Below are 18949 nucleotides of genomic sequence, written 5' to 3'. Positions count from 1 at the left end.
TGTATTCCCGGCGATCACTGTGTCGCTTAAGCGACAGTCACTTTTTCGATGACAATAGGTTCTACCGGTACATCCTGATGAAAGCCTTTATTGCCGGTTTTTACACCTTTAATCTTGTTTACGACATCCATACCTTCGGTGACTTTGCCGAACACACAGTAACCCCAGCCTTGCGCACTTTTGCTGCTGTGATTGAGGAAACTGTTGTCTTTAACGTTGATAAAAAATTGCGCGGTTGCGCTGTGTGGATCATTGGTGCGCGCCATAGCCAGACTGCCTACGACATTTTTCAACCCATTGTCAGCTTCGTTTTCAATCGGCGCGCGGGTTTTTTTCTGTTCCATATCTTCGGTCATACCGCCGCCCTGAACCATAAAGCCGTCAATCACGCGGTGAAAGATGGTGCCGTTGTAAAAACCTTCTTCCGCGTATTGTTTAAAATTGGCCGCCGTTTTAGGTGCCTTATCAAAATCCAGTTCGATTACTATGTCGCCGTGGTTTGTGTGCAGGGTAATCATCTTCGTCTCCAGTGAAAGCAAAGGCTAAAAAAGCGGTTATGATACGCGCTCGCCGAGGGTGAAGGAACCCTGAAAACAGTGGCGCTTTCGCAGATTATCAACAGAGATTCCTATGGCTTACGGCAAATTTATCACTATTGAAGGCACCGAAGGGGTCGGCAAAAGTACCAACCTGGCTTATGTGCATGAGTGGCTGACCCAGCGCGGCCTGGAGGTTGTGGTGACGCGGGAGCCGGGCGGCACGCCGTTGGCGGAGGAAATTCGCGCACTCTTGCTGGCCAAGCGCGACGAGCCGGTGGATGAAACCGCTGAACTATTGTTGGTATTCGCTGCCCGCGCTCAGCACCTGCAGCAAGTCATCAAACCGGCTCTGGCACGTGGCGCCTGGGTGTTGTGCGACCGCTTTACCGATGCGACTTATGCCTATCAGGGCGGTGGCCGCGGTCTGAATGTCGCCACAATCGCGCAGTTGGAGCAACTGGTACAGGGAGATTTGCGGCCCGATCTGACCCTGGTGCTGGATATTGACGTGGAACTGGGTTTACAGCGTGCGCGCCAACGGGCGGAGCTGGATCGTTTTGAAAGTGAGGCGGTGGCTTTCTTTGGGCGGGTGCGTGAAGCCTATCGGGCTTTAGCTCACGCCGCCCCGGCGCGTTATGCCGTGGTAGATGCCGGCCAGCCCTTGACGGCGGTTCAACAGGATATTGATCGGGTACTCAGCCGGTTGCTGGGTTGATTCGGTATTTTGTTGAGGTGCTAGCAGGATGTGGGATAAACCCACACCCTGACAGCAAACGCGACCTTGATTGTTAGAACCGCAATCCCAACTGCACCGCACCGCCGACGGTATTGTCCTGGCCGGTCACCGCCGCGACATCCAGATTAATGGTGTCGAACGGTGACAAGCCGATGCCGGCCGAGTAGGTATCTTCCAGCGTATTTTCCAGATCCTGTTGTAACCCCAGGCGCAATTGCAGCCATGACAAGGGGCTGACTTCCAGACCTGCGCGCAGTATCTGCACATCGCCCGCTAATCCAAAGGCCGGCACGGCATTCAAATCCAATGCAGCTTCTGCCTTTAACCAGCCTTTGCTGTAGCCGATTGCCGTGGTGGTCAGGGGTTTGATGCTCAGGGTGTCGCCATCAATGGCTGCGAAGTCATGACTGATGGCGTCTTTTACGACCAGTCCATACCGCAGGTTGCCGCTGATGTAGGTAATACCGGCATCGAAGCTGGTAGCGCTGTTTTCGAGGGTGTAATCCTCTGCATCAAAGTCATCTTCATCATATTCAGAGATGGTGGCGTTATAGACGATGGTTTCCACGGTCACGCGTTTGGGTGTCACGCCTACCAGCCACTGTTCGCCATCGGCTGTGCCGAAACGTTTTGACAAAGCCAGGCCGTATTCACGGATCAGCGCACCTTTACCCAGCACGGAAGAATTGAGGTCTTCAGTATCAAAGGGCGAGTCCACCGCGTTTTCAATGAGCGCATAGTCGTCCTGGTCAATCAGGGTTACAACGCCCAGTTGCGCTCGGGCCTTAGCGATAAAGGCGAGCGACAATACCTCGTTAGGGATGGCGAGCACGACGCTGGCACCCGCGTTAACGTGGATGCCCTTGTCCTCAACAGCCCGGATTCTGTCGATCAATGTATCGGCCATGTCCTGATTCAGATCCTGGACGTTGGTGATACTGTCGAGGTAATCGACGTAGTCCACCAGCTCATCCATCGCATCGACCAGTTCATCTTTATCAGAGCCGACACCGCCGGCGTTGATGACCAGCGCAACATCATCTTTCTCGCCAAAGGCTGCACCCATACTGGGATTGGCCAGCACGCCATCGGCATAGCCGGCGGTAACCAGGCCCGCACCGGACATGCCGGTTAAACGACCATTAAAATTTTCAGATGCGGCAGCGCCAGAGGTGGCGGCCATCAATGCCAGACTAAGCAGGGTTTTCTTCATCGGGTAACTATCCTGAACAAAAGACTAAATAAGAAGGTGGCGACAATGTGACGCTCATCACATTGTGCGCTTTTATAATTCTAGGCAATTAAAAATACTATTTAATAGAATTTTTAAGAATTGATCGGGGTGAATTTGGTAGGCGGCGTTATTAGAAGGGAGTGCCTCAAAAGAAACGACTAAAACGCGGGCGGGCAGTGGACGTCCACTAGTTGGCCAGAGATAGGGTGGTTGAAGTAAATCTGCTGAGCATGCAATAACAAGCGCGGCGCGCGGGCCTGAATCTCCGCGGGGGCATAAAGCCGGTCGCCGATGATCGGATGACCCAGGGCCAGCATGTGGACGCGCAACTGGTGTGTGCGACCGCTGACCGGTTCCAGTAACACTCGCGTAGTGCGCGCCTCTGGATCCCGTTCCAGTACCTGATAGCGCGTGTGTGCCGCCTTGCCCTGTTCAAAACACACTTTTTGCAGCGGTCGGTTGGGCCAGTCGCAGATCAGGGGTAATTTCACCTCGCCCTCATCCGCTTCCATCAGCCCGGATACCTCTGCCACGTAACGCTTGTGAATGCCGCGCGTCTCAAACTGTTTGGTCAAGGTGCGCAGGGTGATGTAATTGAGCGGAAACATCACAATGCCAGAGGTGCCCTGATCCAGCCGATGGACAACCCGGGCATTGGGAAAAGGGCCAAGCGCGCGGCGAATCAGGCAGTCCTGATTGTCCGGGCCTTTGCCGGGGACGGTCAGCAGGCCGGCGGGTTTATTAAGGATCAGCAGATCCTCGTCGCGGTAGAGAATGTCCAGAGTGTGCTCAGTCATAATTCGGCGGGTTCGCTAAAAGGGCGGCGATTATCGCAAATAATTGCTAAGCTTGCGCCCGCATTGACGTTTTTACATGGTTTTTCAGACGAGTTTTCCCGGCATGAGTGACTTCCCGGCATTACCTTATCCCTGGCAACAAGGCGATTGGCAGCAGATATGCGCGCAAATGGCGGCAGATAAGTTACCTCATGCGTTGATGCTGGCCGGTCCCAAGGGCATCGGCAAACGGCATTTGGCGGAAGCGCTCGCGCATGTGTTGTTGTGCCTCTCGCCCGTTGAGGGTACGCCCTGTGGTAAATGTCGTTCCTGCCAACTGAACCACGCTCAGACTCATCCCGACTTTTTAGTTCTCGAACCGGAAGAGGGCAGTAAAGCCATCAAAGTGGACCAGGTGCGGGGGTTGATTGAGTCCCTGGGAAAAACTGCACAGCAGGGCGGTTACAAAGTGCTCGTGCTGGAACCGGCGGAGGCCATGAATACCAACTCCGCCAATGCCTTGCTCAAATCGCTTGAAGAGCCGGCGGACAATACCTTGTTGATCCTGGTGAGCCATGCCCCCAGCGCCGTCTTGCCGACTATTCGCAGTCGCTGCCAATTGCGGTTACTGCCCATGCCCCGCGAAGAGCAGGTCCTGCATTGGTTGACCCCCTTGATGACCGGCTCCAATGCGCAACCGCAAGACCTGTTATCTGTCGCGCGCGGTGCACCCTTGACTGCCCTCGCACTGCTGGAAGGCGATGCCCTGGAGCGCTACCGGCAATTGCAGGATAACCTGGCCCGCCTGACGCTTGGCCAGCTGTCCGCCATTGAACTGGCGCAGCAATGGCACACGGATGATGTGGTGGCGATCATTGAATGGTTTCTGGGCTGGTTGCACGGCCTGGCGCGTTGGCGGGTAGGCGTGGATGATCCCCGGATCAAAGCTATGCCGCCTGAAGTTCGCGAACGCGTGAGTTATATTTCTCCCAGCTTATTGCATCGCTACATAGAGAAAATCCTGACCAATAAAAAGCAGTTACTGAGCGGTGCAAATCCTAATAAGCAATTGTTATTGGAGGAGTTATTTCTCGATTGGGGTGCTTTGTTGCGCGCCAGCACGAATCGACCGCTGGCGGCTGGACAGTAGTAGACTAATCTATTAGTGTTCTTTCATTGTTTTCGGTTAAACAGGTAGTCCTATGCAAGCGATTGGCGGCGGTGCCCGCAATGGCATTCTTTCTCTGACCATCAAAGACAAGGCGGTGCTCTATGCTGCCTATATGCCCTTTGTGAAAAACGGCGGCATGTTTATCCCCACGAGTAAGAGTTATAAATTGGGTGATGAAGTCTTTATGTTGCTCAGCCTGATGGACGAATCGGAAAAGATTCCTGTGGCCGGCAAGGTCGTCTGGGTGACTCCCAAAGGGGCGCAGGGCAACCGTGCGGCGGGCATTGGTGTACAGTTCAGTGACCAGGACAACACCGCCGTCAACAAGATCGAAACCTATCTGGCCGGCTCGCTCTCTTCCGACAGGCCCACCCATACCATGTAAAGATTCGTTACAATCGCACCCGGGAAGCCAGGCCAGTCCTGGCTTTTTTACATCCGTATTAACCCATCCGTATTAACCAGGGTTCAGCATTATGTTAGTCGACTCCCACTGTCACCTTGACCGTATCAACCTGACGCCATACGACGGGCAACTGGCCGGTGCAATCCAGGCTGCGCATGCGCGCGGCATCCAGCAAATGCTGTGCATCGGTATCAGCTTGGACAATATCCAGACGGTTATTGATATTGCCCAACAGCATCCAGGTGTCGTGGCATCGGTCGGTGTACACCCCTGCGATGTAAAAGAAGGTACTGCCAGTGCCGAACAACTGCTGCAATGGGCACAACAACCCAAGGTGGTTGCCTTGGGTGAGACCGGCCTGGATTATCACTACGAAACGGAAAGTAAAGCGCTGCAACATGAAAGTTTTGCTTTGCATCTGGAGGTCGGCGGTAAAGCCGGATTACCTGTTGTTGTGCACACCCGCGAAGCGCGTGACGATACTATCGATTTAATCAAAGCCCACGGCAGTCTGGAACACGCAGGCGTGTTGCATTGTTTTACTGAAGATTGGGACATGGCCAGGCGCGCACTGGATTTGAATTACTACATTTCCATCTCAGGTATTGTCACCTTTAAAAACGCCGAACAAATTCGCGATGTGGTGCGCAAGATGCCCATTGACCGTTTGCTGGTTGAAACTGATTCGCCGTATCTGGCGCCGGTTCCTTATCGTGGCAAACCGAACGAGCCGCGTTACGTGCGCGAAGTGGCTGAGTTTGTGGCCGAGGTGCGCGGTATGGCCTTTGAAGAGCTTGCGCAGCAGACCACCGACAATTTTTATCGTTTGTTCACCCGTGCAAAACAGTATCTGCCCCATTAATTCTGAAGAGAAACATTGATGAACGCACAAGCACAACAGATTCAGATCATGCTCGAATTACAAGACAGCATGAATACCAAAGTCACCGCCAACTGGCGCGAACAGGGCTACGAATGGTACCGCGCGATTTGGGTAGAGTGCGCAGAATTGATGGATCATTACGGCTGGAAGTGGTGGAAAAAACAAACGCCGGATACAGAACAAGTCGCGCTGGAATTAATCGACATCTGGCATTTTGGCTTAAGTATCCTGTTGCAATCCGGTGAAACCCAGGACGCCATTATTGCACGTGTCCAGGACGAGCTGCACATCACTACTGAACAGTCAGACTTCCGTCTCGACCTCGAAGCATTTGCTGGTGCCACCCTTGCTGATCGCCAATTCCACATAGCTTTATTCGGCCGTTTGATGGCGGGCGTAGATATGAGCTTCGATCAACTTTATCGCGGTTATGTAGGCAAAAATGTATTGAATTTTTTCCGTCAGGATAACGGTTATAAAGATGGCAGCTACCGCAAGCATTGGCATGACGGACGCGAAGATAACGAGCATCTGGTTGAGGTGGTGCAGAGTCTGGATGCGGCGAAGTTGAGTTTTAAAGATGAATTGTATGAGGCATTAAAAACGCGGTATGACCACATTCATTGAGAATAACCGGTGTATTGGTACCGGTTATCCCTGATGATAATTCCGCTTAAATTCCCTCGGCGTAAACCGCTTCAACTGCAAAAACCGCCGATTGAAGTTCGAAATATTATTAAACCCGCAGCGATAACTCACCGTTGAAATCGGCAAGTCTGTTGTCAGCAGTAATGAACAGGCTTTGCCGATCCGCAATTGATTCACGTATTCCGTAAAGGTCTGTTCTGTGCGTTGTTTGAAGAATCGGTGGAAGTGGTTGGTGCTCATGTGAGCGAGGCTGGCCATCTGTTCGGCGCAGAGGTCGCTGGTATAGTGTTTGTGAATGTAGGCGATGACCTTGTCGATTTTTTCGGTGGCGGAGTCGGGAAAACTGGCGGGGGCATAGCCGTCGCTGGAGATGGGACGCGCTGTGCTGTCGTCGACCATGAATTGCAGTATTTCAAGCAACCAGATCAAACGTTGCATGGGTGAGGCGTCGGCCATGGAAACGAATCGTGCACGTGCCGCTTCAGCGGTTGCACGGCTGAATGCGACGCCACGCTTACTTTTGGCCAGTAAATCACCCAGTGAGTGGAGTTCCGGCATCTGGGCCACGGCTTCAATCCATTGGGTAGGCAATTGCGCCACATAAGTGAGGTGTTGGCCCGGCTCAATCAGGGATTTGGAGCACCAGGTGTGTGGCAATTTGGGGCCGAGCAGGACCAGGTCCAGGTCATCGTAGTTGGCAATGTTGTCACCAATGTAGCGCTGACCGCGGCTGTTGAGGGTCAGGCAGATTTCGTATTCGGGGTGGTAGTGCCAGTTAAAGGGGATGTCGTCGAGCGCGTATAACCAGTAGCGCCAGGAGGAGTTTTCTGTCGGTAACACCTTCTCGTACATAGGTTTCATGGTGAGCCTCGGCGAAGCGCGCGGTTGTTGTTAGCGTTTTGGAACCACTTTTTATACCTGAATACAACGATGTCATCTTATCTCAGCTGTTCTTTTGGCCGCTGGTGGCGGTGCACAAAATGCAAGGAAAGTATTATTTTTTGCGCGAAAAGTATGAATTCACGGCTGATGGGATCAGGCCGAATATCGATCAATTTCAAGGGGGGAAGCGTCATTCGGATGCCAGCAGATGAAATCTATTCCCAAATAGCTATATAATGCCGGCCCGTCAAACGGCACAAAATGCCGGCCTTCTGTTCAGTCAACCGATTTTACCCACAAAACGGAGTCCCACTGTGAAAGCACCCGTAAGAGTTACCGTCACTGGCGCTGCTGGCCAAATCAGCTATTCCCTCCTGTTCCGTATCGCTGCTGGCGATATGCTGGGCAAGGATCAACCTGTGATTCTGCAATTGCTGGAAATCACCCCGGCGCTGAAAGCCCTGCAGGGCGTAGCCATGGAACTGGACGACTGTGCCTTCCCATTGCTGACCGATATTATCTGTACCGATGACCCTAACGTAGCGTTCAAAGATACCGACTACGCACTGCTCGTCGGTGCTCGCCCACGCGGTCCGGGCATGGAGCGTAAAGACTTGCTGTCTGCTAACGCTGCTATCTTTTCGGTACAAGGCAAAGCCATCAATGACCACGCCTCGCGCAACATCAAAGTATTGGTCGTAGGTAACCCTGCTAACACCAACGCCTTGATTGCCCAGCGCAATGCGCCGGATATCAACCCGCGTCAATTCACTGCCATGACCCGTCTGGATCACAACCGTGGTCTGAGCCAATTGGCCGCCAAGACGGGTAAGAGCATCAACGACATCACCAAGTTGACCATCTGGGGCAACCACTCTTCCACACAGTATCCTGATCTTCACCAGGCTAAAGTGGCTGGCAAAGATGCCATGAGCCTGATTGACCAAGCCTGGTACGAAGCGGATTACATTCCTACCGTACAACAACGTGGTGCAGCGATCATCGCCGCACGTGGTGCATCTTCTGCGGCCTCTGCGGCCAACGCAGCGATCTTCCACATGCGCGACTGGGCGTTGGGTACACCGGACGGTGACTGGGTTAGCATGGGCGTGTATAGCGATGGTAGCTACGGCATCGAGAAAGGCCTGATCTATTCTTTCCCCTGTGTGTGCAAAAACGGTGATTGGGAAATCGTTCAAGGTGTTGCGATCAATGATTTCTCACGCGCGAAGATGCAAGCGACTGAGAAAGAATTGCAGGAAGAGCGCGACGCGGTTAAGGAATTGCTGCCAGCGTAATTGCAGTTATTTCTGTATAAAAAAGCCACCGCTTGCGGTGGCTTTTTTGTTTGCCGAATGCGTATCGTAGGTTGGATTAGACGCGCAACGCGCGACGTAATCCAACAATTATTTGGTTTGGGGTATTTCCTTGATATCCAGCCAGGCAGTTTTGGTTTGGCCGGGTTGTAGTTGCCATTTTTCATCCAGTACGGCGCCACGTTCCACGCAAATATAATGCTGCTCCTGACCAGCGCCGATATCGGCTATCTTTGCTGCATTTTCTGCCCCCGGATTCCAGGTAATAACACTCGGACAATTACCATGGGTGATCTGAATCCTGGGCGAGCCATCAATCGTCAATGCGTTGTTTACATCGGGAAATACCCGATCTACTTCACCGACGAACCGCAGATTACCCTGCTGATATTTCACCGCGTGAGATGCAAGATTATCGAGATAATTACGCTCTGCTAAACCGATTACCTGTACATCGCTCAGTGAGCTGACCGGGTGATAAGAATGCAATGCCCAACTGCAATCAAATGCGTGCTGGTCCTCGTTATTTACCCGCAACTCCAGTTTGGCAGAAGTGCCTAATGTCATACGCAATTGCGCGGAAAAATCAAACGCAAACAATGTATTTGCCGCGCTGCGGAATGCAAACACCAACGCATAACTACCATCGGGGTTGTGCTGCGCCTGGGATAATGACCACTCCTGGTTGCGGGCAAAACCGTGTTTCGGTTTTTTGGGGTCCTGTTCGTTAGGGCCAAACCAGGGCAAGCACAGGGGAATGCCGCCGCGCAACGCCGTGCCGGGGATGAAATTGCAATTCGGGCTTAACCATAACAGCGGTGAACCATCCGTGGTTTTAAAGTGGAGCAATTGGGCGCCCTGGAGCGCAATAACGGCTTCGCAGATGTCTGTCTTCAGATGAATTAACGGTAAACCCTCTCCCACCGCGCCAGGATAGTAAACATGGCTGGAAATATAGCGCAGGGCGGGGTGCTGGTTGAGTAAAGCCTGTAGTTCGGGGCTAGGTGTCAGCATGGTACATCCTTAATCGATGTCAGGGATTAAACAGCGGATGGCGGCCATTCTAGCGAATCTTGCCGCGCAGCACACCGACTTTGGTTTATCGGCGCGAAACCAGTATCATGCGCGCCTTTGTAAATAAATCGCAGAGTTAAGAGGCGCGTGTGAGTAAAGTGCAATATGTGATCGGGCAACGTTGGATCAGCGAATCGGAAGCTGAATTGGGTTTGGGTATTGTGCTGGATATTGCCAACCGGCGTTTGACCCTGAGCTTTCCCGCTGCCGGTGAACGTCGTACCTACGCTATGGATAATGCGCCAGTCAGTCGTGTTGTTTATCAGGTGGGTGAAAAAGTCCGTCGCCATGATGGTGTCAGTATCCACATCACCCGTGTCGTTGAGCAGCAAGGGTGTTTGTTATATTACGGATTAACCGCCGACAAAACCGAATTGGCTATTCCCGAATTCGAGCTCGACAGTTTTGTGCAGTTCAGTACACCACGCGACCGCTTATTTGCCGGGCAAATCGATAAACACACGCACTTTTCCCTGCGTTATCACACGCTGAATTTTTTACACAAACATCAACAATCGCCGGTATACGGATTGGCCGGGCCACGTGTGCAGTTGTTGCCCCATCAGTTGTATATCGCCGGCGAAGTGGCTGCACGCCACGCACCGCGCGTGTTGCTCGCGGATGAAGTGGGTCTCGGCAAAACCATCGAAGCCGGTTTGGTATTACATCAACAACTGATTAGCGGTCGCGTGCAACGCGCGCTGATTGTGGTGCCCACCAGTTTGCAACATCAATGGCTGGTGGAAATGCTGCGCCGGTTTAACCTGGCGTTTACATTGCTGGATGAAGCGCGCTGCCAGGCGTTGACCGGTTTGGACAGCGATGAAATTTCTGTGGATTATGTCGATGACTTCCGCGATGAAGATGACGATTCTTCAGCGAATAACGCCGACAATCCCTTTGAGACGGCGCAATTCATTCTCTGCTCGCTTGATTTCCTAACACAACATCCACAGCGCTATGAGCAGGCGTTAGCCTGCCAATGGGATTTATTGTTGGTGGATGAAGCGCATCACTTGTTGTGGAGCGAAGCGAATCCCAGTCAGGAATATCGCTGTATAGAAGGCTTGGCGCGTGTGGCCAAGGGTTTATTGCTGCTGACAGCGACACCGGAACAATTGGGTCTGGAAAGCCATTTTGCGCGTTTGCGTCTGCTTGATCCGGATCGTTACTACGATCTGGAAAAATTCAAGGCAGAACAACAGGCGTACCAGCCGTTAAATCATCTCGTACAAGCCTTGTTGAGCGCCAAACAAAGCGGCACCGATATTCCGGATGATGCGCTGCATGAACTGGAATCCTTTTTACCACCGGAAAAAATAACGAACTTGCGTCAAGGTGCTACGGAAAATCGCGCCCTTGCTATCGACCATACCATCAATGATTTACTGGATCGCCACGGCACCGGGCGGGTGTTATTCCGCAATACGCGGGCATCGGTCAGTGGATTTCCCGAGCGTAAATTGCATGAGCACCCGCTGCCGTTACCCGAACTTTTGCGCAATATTTTCGAACAACTACCCTTGACACAACAAATTCATGCAGAGCAGTTCTGGCAAAAAGAAGCAACACAGGATTGGTGGCTGCAAGATCCACGTGTGGAATGGTTGAGCGACTGGTTAAAGCAAAATCGTCGACAAAAAGTGTTGGTGATTTGTGCGGATGCCGATACTGCGCAAACGGTGGAGGAATTCCTGCGTCTGCGCAAAGGTGTTTTGTCAGCGGTATTCCATGAAGGATTGAGTCTGATTGAGCGAGATCGTGCAGCAGCGTATTTTGCCGATCTGGAAGAGGGTGCCCAGGTGTTGATTTGCTCGGAGATTGGAAGTGAAGGGCGCAACTTCCAATTTGCACACCATCTGGTGATGTTTGATTTGCCGTTAAACCCGGATTTATTGGAACAGCGTATCGGCCGTCTGGATCGGATCGGCCAAACGCAGGAGGTAAATATCCATGTACCTTACTACGAGAGCACGGCGCAGCAACGGTTAATGCAGTGGTATCACCAGGGTTTGAATGCATTTGAAAAAACCTGTGCCATTGGTCAGACAGTCGTACAGCGCTTTGGCGAGCAATTATTACCTGCTCTGGTGCAACACGACGCAACGCCTTTTGCACAACTTTTGAAAGAGGCCAATCAGTTTGCGGAGGGCCTTCGCTCGCAACTGCAACAGGGACGTGACCGTTTACTGGAGCTCAACTCCTGTAAACCCGCACAGGCGGAAGCCCTGGTGCAGCATTTGGCGGAGCGGGATGACGACCCGCAATTGATGGATTATCTGGAGGATATCTTTGAAGCCTTTGGTGTGGATTCCGAGCGGCATAGCGAACACAGTTTGGTGCTGCATCCCAGCGATCATATGCGTGTACCGCACTTTCCCGGATTACCGGAAGATGGCGTGACGGTTACTTACCAACGTCAACAGGCGCTGTCGCGCGAAGATATGCAATTTTTAACCTGGGAACATCCGCTGGTGCGCGGGGCCCAGGAATTGGTTGCCCTGAGCGAGTTCGGCAACACGGCATTTTGTACCCTTAAATTACCGCCGTTGAAGCCGGGCACGGTGATGCTGGAGGCTTTATTTGTGTTGCACTGCCCGGCACCGGCAGAATTGCAGTTGTTCCGTTATATGCCACAATCATTGATAAGAGTATTGCTCGATAGCAATGGCAAAGACCTCAGCTCTGTCCTGGGTATTGATCAAATGGGCAAGCTGCTGCAAAAAGTGCCGCGCAACAACGCGCAGGAAGTGGTGCGTCAGGCGCGCCCGTTACTAGCCACTATGTTGCAGCAAGCAGAAGAAAAAACGCGGCCGAAACAAGCAGAGCTCATCGCTGCCGCACAAGCGCAGGTGAGTGAACAGCTGAACAACGAACTGGAACGGATGAAGGCTTTGATGCAAGTTAATCCGAATGTGCGTCAATCAGAGATCGACTATGTGCAACAACGCCTGGCCGCCAGCCAGCATTACTTGGCGCAAGCCAAGCTGCGCCTGGATGCACTGCGCGTGATCATGATTGTTTAGCAGCTGCGGCCACCGTAGGTCGGATTAGCCTAAGCGTAATCCGACAAATGTTTTAATTCAGTGTCGGATTACGCTTAGGCTAATCCGACCTACAGGGGACTTGAGTATGTATATCTTTTCGGTAAATGCCACCGCCAAAAAAGCCCGCGAACATCTTAAGGAAGGTCAGCGGGTACCCTTCATTGTGTATATCAATTTTATTGACCTGTTCGGCGCGGAGCAGTTGTGTAAAGTCTATTTGATGCGCGCGGGTTTTACAGAGATCGAAATTGAGAAACGCAAGCTGGTACCGAGTCATCTCGTCAAGGATGAGCGCGTGGTCACTGCCGATAAAGCCATGGGCGAGGCGGTTAAATCCGGCTATATGATTCAGATGTTTGATGAGTAGCGTTTTTTAACCCGCCTCTCGAACTAGTTCCAGGGCGGGCGGTCTATCCCTGCTATTGATGATGCTGAAAGGCAGGGGTATGGCAGGGATCTATTATGGGGAGGATGTGGCGGCCTTGCTGGCTGAGCGGCGCGCACGTTCATCATCACCCCGCCTGGTTTTTATTGCGTTGTTCCTGTCGTTGGTTTTCCATTTTGTTGCATTAGCGTGGTATGCAACTGCACCGACGAATCCTGTTCAGCAGTCCGTACCGAAAAGCTCGCCGTTGCGCATTAGTCTTATTGCTGCAATAAAACCTGTCGAACCAACTGATCCGGTCATCCCTGACACGCCGTCTATAACGCAACCACCAGAGCCGGAACAGAAAACCCTTGAGTCGATAACGCCAGTCGCTCATGTTCCCGATAACATATCACCACCAGAAAATCTGCAAACCGTTATTCAGCGTTCATCCACAATGCCTGATCGTTATCGATTAACCGAGGATGATATAGCGCCTCCTGTAAGCCATTCCCAGGCGGATAATGTGTTTGATCCGCGCTTACGCGAAAGGCTTAATGCTGCGCGCAATCAGCGAACGGGTAGGGTATTTACCTCAAATGATACTACGACGATTCACGGTGAAACCGTGGTGATGTTGGATGAAGAGCGTTGTTTATCGAGCAATGGAGATCATGACAATGTGACACGCGCGAGTGATTGGTACTTCACACGTTGCACAAGTGGTAAAACAGAAGGGGAATTGATGATGGAGCGGGTTAATCAAGGCCTCAGAGCCAGGCGTTGACGGATCAGGCTTTCGCCTGATTTGCTCAACGTCGGTCGGATCAGGCGCAACGCGCCCTAATCCGACACAGAAAATCAATTAATCTGATTTCTTTCCACGGTAGCCTTTATTTTTCTGATCCCGATCGCGCACCTTGGGTTTGGCGCCCAGGCTGAGCTTGCCGCGTGGTGCATCGCTATCACGCTTCGGGCGATCAGAAAAACTACGTTTCTCGCCTGAGTCGCGCTTGCCTTGACCGCCATGGTCAACTCTGATCTCCAGAGGGCGATTGCGCACCCGGACTTTCTTTAGTTGATTTAGCACATCCTGCGCTAAACCTTTCGGAAGATCGACGGTGGAAAATTCATCGAACAACTTAATGTGGCCGATATTGCTGCTGGAAATGCCGGCTTCATTGGCAATCGCACCGACGATATCCCCGGGGCGTGCTTCGTGGTTACGACCTACTTCAATGCGATACCGCTGCATATTTTCATCATTGCCGTGTTCACGACGTTCACGGCCACCGCGTTCGCTTCTCTCACCACGCTCACTACGATCACCACGCGGAGCGCGCTCGCGATCTTCACGCGGACTGCGGTCGGCCTTCACATCGGTAAATTTCACTTGCAGCGGGCGTTCTTTTTGCAACAGGAACGCCAGGGCAGAAGCAATTTCTTCCGGTGATACATCGTGCTTGTGGCTGTATTCAGCCAGCAAATCGTTAAAGAAAGACAGATCCGTTTGTTCGGTCAGCGTGGTCGTAATTTGCTGCGTGAACTGATCAATACGGTGACGGGTAACCGTCGCGCCGCTGGGCAATTCCATCAACGTGATGGGTTTGCGGGTTGCTTTTTCAATGGTGTAGAGCAAGCGTTTTTCACGCGGGGCCACAAACAGGATAGCTTTACCGGTACGGCCAGCGCGACCGGTACGACCGATGCGGTGTACATAGGCTTCACTGTCATAGGGAATATCGTAGTTCACTACGTGGCTTACGCGCTCTACGTCAATACCGCGCGCAGCGACATCCGTTGCAATAACAATGTCCAGCTTGCCGGACTTCAAACGCTCAATGGTGCGCTCACGTAATTGCTGATTCATGTCGCCGTTAAGCGCAGATGCAGAATAGCCGCGCGCTTCCAGTTTTTCGGCCAGCTCGACGGTGGCGGTTTTGGTGCGCACAAAAATAATCATGCCGTCGAAAGGCTCAACTTCGAGAATACGTGTCAAGGCATCCAGTTTATTGGTGCCGCTGACCATCCAATACACTTGCTCAATGTTATCGCCAGTTGAAGTATTGCTTTGAATACTGATTTCCTGGGCTTCGTTCAGGTAGCTGTTGGCTACGCGACGAATTTCACGGGGCATGGTGGCTGAGAAGAGGGCAGTCTGACGGCTTTTGGGTGTGTGCTCCAGAATCCACTCAACATCATCAATGAAGCCCATGCGCAGCATTTCGTCCGCTTCATCGAGCACCAGGCTTTTCAGGTTGTTTAAATTCAGGCTGCCGCGACGCAGGTGATCCATAACGCGACCCGGCGTGCCCACAACAACGTGTGCACCGCGCTTGAGCTGGCGCAATTGGCTGCTCATGTCCTGGCCGCCATAAATGGGCAGTACGTGGAATCCGGGAATTTCGCTGGCGTATTTCTGGAAGGCTTCTGCTACCTGAATGGCCAGTTCGCGTGTCGGTGCCAACACAAGAATTTGTGGGTCGGCCTGTTTGATATCGATGCGTGACAAGAGTGGCAGCGCGAAGGCTGCAGTTTTACCGGTACCTGTCTGTGCCATACCAATAATATCGCCACCGGCCAGGAGAATGGGAATGGCGGCTAACTGGATAGGTGATGGTTGTTCGTAGCCGACTTTTTGAATGGCTTTTTGAACGTTTTCAGAGAGGTCGAGATCGGCAAATAAAATGTTTGATGACATGCGTAAACCTTGCAATAGGAGCAATATAAAAATTCAACAACACAAAACCTGGCGATAAACCATGAGTCGCATTGTTATTATTTTTTGATAAATGTGTGTGCGCCGGTAAACAAAACCGATGCGTTCAGGCGGGAGCGATGATTTGGTCGCTGGTGGTTGTGTCGGCATGTAGCCCGAGCAAATAAAACCGGCGCGATGCGCAGTGACGGCGATTGAATCAACGATTCCCTGGTGCGCTGATCAAAACTATGAAATCAGCAATTGCACCTCACAACCATTGAGCAATCCGGTTCGCTCGTTATTGGTTGCAGCACTTTTGGCAGGCTGGGACATCGCGACAGTCATGTCGGCGATGGAATGTATCTGCGATAGATCATGGGCAGCCCTCAGACATCCTGTCTGTTCAGCATCACCCCGTAACGACATCTTCGCAATAAGGAGGCTTTACTGAAAGTGCGCGAAGTATAGGGGCTTCGACTGTTTTAAGCCAGCAGAATGCGAACTTAGTGACAAAAAATTACCGGGCCGCCGCCAAAAAACGATCCAGTGCATTGGCAAATGCCTGCTTATCCTGTTGGCTGTAAGGCGCCGGCCCACCGGACTGGATACCGCTGCTGCGCAGGGTTTCCATAAAGTCGCGCATGTTCAGACGCTGGCGTACATTGTCCAGCGTGTAACGTTCGCCGCGCGGGTTGATGACGGCGACACCCTTGGCAACCGCTTCTGCCGCCAGGGGAATATCAGCGGTGATTACCAGGTCGCCCACCTGTGCTGATTGCACAATATGATTGTCGGCCACATCAAAACCGCTGCTGACTTGCACGGCGCGAATAAGCGGGGAGGGCGGGACGGAGAGGTATTGGTTTGCCACCAGAATAACGGGCACTTGTGCGCGCACAGCCGCACGAAACAGAATTTCCTTGACGGGTTTGGGGCAGGCATCTGCATCGACCCAGATATGCATGGTGTCTCTCCACAGAAAAGGCCGGGCATTATACACAGCCACCCGGCGCTGGGTTAGACTGGTTGCCGCTTCCGCCTACATCAGCCATAGAGCCATATAACCGTAGGGCGATATAAAAACAGGAACTTACACCATGGCAGCCCGCACAGAAAAACATATCTCGACTACCGCACTGGCGCGGTTGCTGGGAAAAGAGAGCAAGGAATTGTTTATCCTGCTGACCGGTGGTGGCTGGATTGTCAAAGTTGACGACCACTGGCAGCTTACCGAGAAAGGAAAATTCGAAGGCGGCATCTACGTCAACCATCCCAAATATGGCGAGTACATCGCCTGGCCGGAATCCATTCACCAGCATCCGCTGTTTATGTTGTTGCCGGAAGCACCGCTCACCGCCACCAACCTCGGCAATAAATTAAAACTGCCGGCACGGCTGATCAATTTGCTGTTGGCCGAGCGCGGCTGGATTACCAAACATATTCGCGGCTGGCTGCTGACGCCGATGGGCAAGCAACTGGGTGGGCAGCAGCAGGAGAGCGAGCAATCCGGCATTCCGTTTGTTACCTGGCCGGAAACGCTGCTGGATAATCCGGCGTTGCTCACTGCCGTTGCGCAATTGCACGGCGAGGTTGCCGATACACTGCCGACGCTCGACGGACGTCGGGTGAACCATCGGGCTGAACGGATGATCAATAATTGGTTATATGTGGCTGGTATCGTGCACGCGCACCATTACCCGCTGCTGTTGGGCAATGAGTCGCTGGAAAGTCATTTTTATCTTCCCGAGATCAGATTGTGTATCGATTATTGGCCGACAAATGCCCAAGCTTCCGAATTGGCTACACAACTGGATAAGCAAGCGCTCTACAAGAAATACAAGATGCCATTTATTGAGTTAAAGGATGACGACTTGCCTCAACTGGATGAGGTACTGGCGCGCGCACTGTTGCGCTATGGCATCGCCGTCTATTGATAAAGGAGAAATGTAATGGCAAGTATCTTTACCCGAATTATTCAAGGTGAATTACCAGGGCACTTTGTCTGGCGCGATGATCATTGCGTGGCCATCATGACCATCCAACCGATCCGTGCCGGTCATGTATTGGTGATCCCGAAGGCGCAAATTGATCAATGGACCGATCTGCCGGTGGAGTTGGCTCATCACCTGATGCAGGTCAGCCACCGTATCGGCAATGCGCTAAAACGGGTTTACACCGTGCAGCGCATCGGATTGATGATTGCAGGACTGGAAGTCCCACACACGCACATCCACCTGGTACCGATGGATTCCATGAACGATCTGAATTTTGCTTTTGCCAAAAACGCCGATGCGGAAACCCTGGCCCAGGCGGCGGAAAAAATCCGCATAGCCCTGGAAAAATCATAAAAGGGAAATAGTGGGTGGCAGACACTGGTGCTCATCATTGTCTGCCATCTGTGTGAGTCTTCCAAAAGCCCTCCGTCAGGCTTTGATCAGGGTGATCACCGCCAGCGCAACAAACAACACAAACGCGCCTTTGCGCGCGTAGTCCAGAGGCAAGCGCTCCAGCAGCCAGCGTCCCGCAAAAATCACGGGCACATTGGCCAGCAACATTCCCAATGTCGTACCTGCAATGACGGCCACCGTCATCCACAAGGTTTCGCTGTATTTCGCGGCCAGTATCACCGTCGCAATCTGGGTTTTATCACCAATTTCTGCCAGAAAAAACAACACGCAGGTGGCCATAAAAGGGCCATATTTTGCGAAGCGGCCCATGTCATCCTCTTCTTTGTCCGGTACCAGTAACCAGAGTGCGACCAGGATAAAACTGCCGCTGATTAACCAAGGTATCCAGCTTTCGGGGATCACATCCGCCAGCCAGGCACCCAGCCAGGCGGAGAGCGCATGGTTAAGCACAGTCGCGATGAGTACGCCCAGGCTGATGATATAGGGGCGGCCATAACGGGAGACGAGGAACAGGGCCAGGAGTTGTGTCTTATCGCCAATTTCCGCGATAGCAACGGCAAGGGTAGAGCTGAGGAAGGCTTCCATGAAAAATTCCAGCGGGATACTAAAACCAGAGGCACTGCCGCTGTCCCGCATGGTCAGCAGCAATACCTCAGGTCTCATCAATCCAGCGCGTTGAGCGAGGACGCTGTTGCCATGCACGTGGTGCAAGTCTGTTGACAACAGCGCTGATCCGGGCCGTTCAGGCCGCTGCCAGCAGA

19 protein-coding genes are annotated in these 18949 nt (G+C 52.5%); 11 read left to right on the top strand and 8 right to left on the bottom strand.

What is annotated here, in order from left to right; translation table 11 throughout:
* Positions 1-26: 26 nt before the first annotated feature.
* Complete coding sequence (locus ACSV5M_RS04140; protein ID WP_439174324.1) at positions 27-518, bottom strand: peptidylprolyl isomerase; 492 nt, start codon at positions 516-518, stop codon at positions 27-29.
* Between the two features lie 112 nt (positions 519-630).
* Here ACSV5M_RS04140 and tmk point away from each other — a divergent pair, with 112 nt between their 5' ends.
* Entirely contained in the window at positions 631-1254 is a 624-nt protein-coding gene (tmk, locus tag ACSV5M_RS04135) for a dTMP kinase (RefSeq protein WP_439174323.1), read from the top strand.
* A 73-nt stretch (positions 1255-1327) separates the two neighbouring features.
* Here tmk and traF read toward each other — a convergent pair whose 3' ends face one another.
* Together traF and ACSV5M_RS04125 are read right to left on the bottom strand one after the other, a co-directional pair.
* The gene (traF, locus tag ACSV5M_RS04130) at positions 1328-2488 is read right to left on the bottom strand and encodes a conjugal transfer protein TraF (protein ID WP_439174322.1); all 1161 of its coding nucleotides are present in this window, start codon (positions 2486-2488) and stop codon (positions 1328-1330) included.
* Positions 2489-2667: 179 nt separating this feature from the next.
* Positions 2668-3306 carry a pseudouridine synthase gene (locus tag ACSV5M_RS04125; protein ID WP_439174321.1) on the bottom strand — a complete coding sequence of 213 codons (639 nt, stop codon included), beginning with the start codon at positions 3304-3306 and terminating at the stop codon, positions 2668-2670.
* Between the two features lie 76 nt (positions 3307-3382).
* Here ACSV5M_RS04125 and ACSV5M_RS04120 point away from each other — a divergent pair, with 76 nt between their 5' ends.
* The 4 genes from ACSV5M_RS04120 to ACSV5M_RS04105 all read left to right on the top strand — a co-directional run bounded on the left by ACSV5M_RS04120 (position 3383) and on the right by ACSV5M_RS04105 (position 6372).
* Positions 3383-4435 carry a DNA polymerase III subunit delta' gene (locus tag ACSV5M_RS04120; RefSeq protein WP_439174320.1) on the top strand — a complete coding sequence of 351 codons (1053 nt, stop codon included), beginning with the start codon at positions 3383-3385 and terminating at the stop codon, positions 4433-4435.
* 52 nt (positions 4436-4487) lie between these two features.
* Positions 4488-4841, top strand: coding sequence for a PilZ domain-containing protein (locus ACSV5M_RS04115; RefSeq protein WP_087465363.1), 354 nt, complete (start codon positions 4488-4490; stop codon positions 4839-4841).
* A gap of 91 nt (positions 4842-4932) precedes the next feature.
* Positions 4933-5724, top strand: coding sequence for a TatD family hydrolase (locus ACSV5M_RS04110; RefSeq protein ID WP_439174319.1), 792 nt, complete (start codon positions 4933-4935; stop codon positions 5722-5724).
* An 18-nt stretch (positions 5725-5742) separates the two neighbouring features.
* Entirely contained in the window at positions 5743-6372 is a 630-nt protein-coding gene (locus ACSV5M_RS04105) for a dUTP diphosphatase (protein WP_439174318.1), read from the top strand.
* A 24-nt stretch (positions 6373-6396) separates the two neighbouring features.
* On the opposite strand, the gene ACSV5M_RS04100 is transcribed toward ACSV5M_RS04105, so the two are convergent.
* Complete coding sequence (locus tag ACSV5M_RS04100; protein ID WP_439174317.1) at positions 6397-7254, bottom strand: helix-turn-helix domain-containing protein; 858 nt, start codon at positions 7252-7254, stop codon at positions 6397-6399.
* 335 nt (positions 7255-7589) lie between these two features.
* Here ACSV5M_RS04100 and ACSV5M_RS04095 point away from each other — a divergent pair, with 335 nt between their 5' ends.
* Positions 7590-8573 (top strand): malate dehydrogenase, encoded by a 984-nt coding sequence (locus ACSV5M_RS04095; RefSeq protein WP_439174316.1) that lies wholly within the window; start codon positions 7590-7592, stop codon positions 8571-8573.
* A gap of 108 nt (positions 8574-8681) precedes the next feature.
* On the opposite strand, the gene ACSV5M_RS04090 is transcribed toward ACSV5M_RS04095, so the two are convergent.
* The gene (locus tag ACSV5M_RS04090) at positions 8682-9605 is read right to left on the bottom strand and encodes a D-hexose-6-phosphate mutarotase (RefSeq protein WP_439174315.1); all 924 of its coding nucleotides are present in this window, start codon (positions 9603-9605) and stop codon (positions 8682-8684) included.
* Positions 9606-9754: 149 nt separating this feature from the next.
* On the opposite strand from ACSV5M_RS04090, the gene rapA reads away from it, so the two are divergent.
* From rapA to ACSV5M_RS04075, 3 genes are all read left to right on the top strand, one after another.
* Positions 9755-12691 carry an RNA polymerase-associated protein RapA gene (gene rapA / locus ACSV5M_RS04085; RefSeq protein ID WP_439174314.1) on the top strand — a complete coding sequence of 979 codons (2937 nt, stop codon included), beginning with the start codon at positions 9755-9757 and terminating at the stop codon, positions 12689-12691.
* Between the two features lie 106 nt (positions 12692-12797).
* Positions 12798-13079, top strand: a complete 282-nt coding sequence (locus ACSV5M_RS04080) for a hypothetical protein (protein ID WP_439174313.1) — start codon at positions 12798-12800, stop codon at positions 13077-13079.
* A gap of 58 nt (positions 13080-13137) precedes the next feature.
* Positions 13138-13866, top strand: a complete 729-nt coding sequence (locus ACSV5M_RS04075; RefSeq protein ID WP_439174312.1) for a hypothetical protein — start codon at positions 13138-13140, stop codon at positions 13864-13866.
* A 78-nt stretch (positions 13867-13944) separates the two neighbouring features.
* Here the strand turns inward: ACSV5M_RS04075 and ACSV5M_RS04070 are convergent, their stop codons facing one another.
* Together ACSV5M_RS04070 and ACSV5M_RS04065 are read right to left on the bottom strand one after the other, a co-directional pair.
* Entirely contained in the window at positions 13945-15780 is a 1836-nt protein-coding gene (locus ACSV5M_RS04070) for a DEAD/DEAH box helicase (protein ID WP_439174311.1), read from the bottom strand.
* A 517-nt stretch (positions 15781-16297) separates the two neighbouring features.
* Positions 16298-16744, bottom strand: coding sequence for a YaiI/YqxD family protein (locus ACSV5M_RS04065; RefSeq protein WP_439174310.1), 447 nt, complete (start codon positions 16742-16744; stop codon positions 16298-16300).
* A 133-nt stretch (positions 16745-16877) separates the two neighbouring features.
* Here ACSV5M_RS04065 and ACSV5M_RS04060 point away from each other — a divergent pair, with 133 nt between their 5' ends.
* Positions 16878-17714 (top strand): 4-alpha-glucanotransferase, encoded by an 837-nt coding sequence (locus ACSV5M_RS04060; protein WP_439174309.1) that lies wholly within the window; start codon positions 16878-16880, stop codon positions 17712-17714.
* 15 nt (positions 17715-17729) lie between these two features.
* Complete coding sequence (locus ACSV5M_RS04055; RefSeq protein ID WP_439174308.1) at positions 17730-18128, top strand: HIT family protein; 399 nt, start codon at positions 17730-17732, stop codon at positions 18126-18128.
* Between the two features lie 75 nt (positions 18129-18203).
* Here ACSV5M_RS04055 and ACSV5M_RS04050 read toward each other — a convergent pair whose 3' ends face one another.
* A complete protein-coding gene (locus ACSV5M_RS04050) occupies positions 18204-18911 on the bottom strand; it encodes a TMEM165/GDT1 family protein (protein WP_439174307.1) in 708 nt (235 codons plus the stop codon).
* Positions 18912-18949: the final 38 nt, after the last annotated feature.

The sequence above is a fragment of the Cellvibrio sp. ARAG 10.3 genome (assembly GCF_051846955.1).
Lineage (GTDB): Bacteria > Pseudomonadota > Gammaproteobacteria > Pseudomonadales > Cellvibrionaceae > Cellvibrio.
Note: the sequence above shows the minus strand (reverse complement) of the source record. Positions and strands in the feature narration are given on the sequence as shown.

Excerpts from the sequence above, each read along its gene's own strand:
- ACSV5M_RS04140 (WP_439174324.1), bottom strand. The coding sequence starts at position 518 with ATGATTACCCTGCACACAAACCACGGCGACATAGTAATCGAACTGGAT.
- tmk (WP_439174323.1), top strand. The coding sequence starts at position 631 with ATGGCTTACGGCAAATTTATCACTATTGAAGGCACCGAAGGGGTCGGC.
- traF (WP_439174322.1), bottom strand. The coding sequence starts at position 2,488 with ATGAAGAAAACCCTGCTTAGTCTGGCATTGATGGCCGCCACCTCTGGC.
- ACSV5M_RS04125 (WP_439174321.1), bottom strand. The coding sequence starts at position 3,306 with ATGACTGAGCACACTCTGGACATTCTCTACCGCGACGAGGATCTGCTG.
- ACSV5M_RS04120 (WP_439174320.1), top strand. The coding sequence starts at position 3,383 with ATGGTTTTTCAGACGAGTTTTCCCGGCATGAGTGACTTCCCGGCATTA.
- ACSV5M_RS04115 (WP_087465363.1), top strand. The coding sequence starts at position 4,488 with ATGCAAGCGATTGGCGGCGGTGCCCGCAATGGCATTCTTTCTCTGACC.
- ACSV5M_RS04110 (WP_439174319.1), top strand. The coding sequence starts at position 4,933 with ATGTTAGTCGACTCCCACTGTCACCTTGACCGTATCAACCTGACGCCA.
- ACSV5M_RS04105 (WP_439174318.1), top strand. The coding sequence starts at position 5,743 with ATGAACGCACAAGCACAACAGATTCAGATCATGCTCGAATTACAAGAC.
- ACSV5M_RS04100 (WP_439174317.1), bottom strand. The coding sequence starts at position 7,254 with ATGAAACCTATGTACGAGAAGGTGTTACCGACAGAAAACTCCTCCTGG.
- ACSV5M_RS04090 (WP_439174315.1), bottom strand. The coding sequence starts at position 9,605 with ATGCTGACACCTAGCCCCGAACTACAGGCTTTACTCAACCAGCACCCC.
- ACSV5M_RS04080 (WP_439174313.1), top strand. The coding sequence starts at position 12,798 with ATGTATATCTTTTCGGTAAATGCCACCGCCAAAAAAGCCCGCGAACAT.
- ACSV5M_RS04075 (WP_439174312.1), top strand. The coding sequence starts at position 13,138 with ATGATGCTGAAAGGCAGGGGTATGGCAGGGATCTATTATGGGGAGGAT.
- ACSV5M_RS04070 (WP_439174311.1), bottom strand. The coding sequence starts at position 15,780 with ATGTCATCAAACATTTTATTTGCCGATCTCGACCTCTCTGAAAACGTT.
- ACSV5M_RS04065 (WP_439174310.1), bottom strand. The coding sequence starts at position 16,744 with ATGCATATCTGGGTCGATGCAGATGCCTGCCCCAAACCCGTCAAGGAA.
- ACSV5M_RS04060 (WP_439174309.1), top strand. The coding sequence starts at position 16,878 with ATGGCAGCCCGCACAGAAAAACATATCTCGACTACCGCACTGGCGCGG.
- ACSV5M_RS04055 (WP_439174308.1), top strand. The coding sequence starts at position 17,730 with ATGGCAAGTATCTTTACCCGAATTATTCAAGGTGAATTACCAGGGCAC.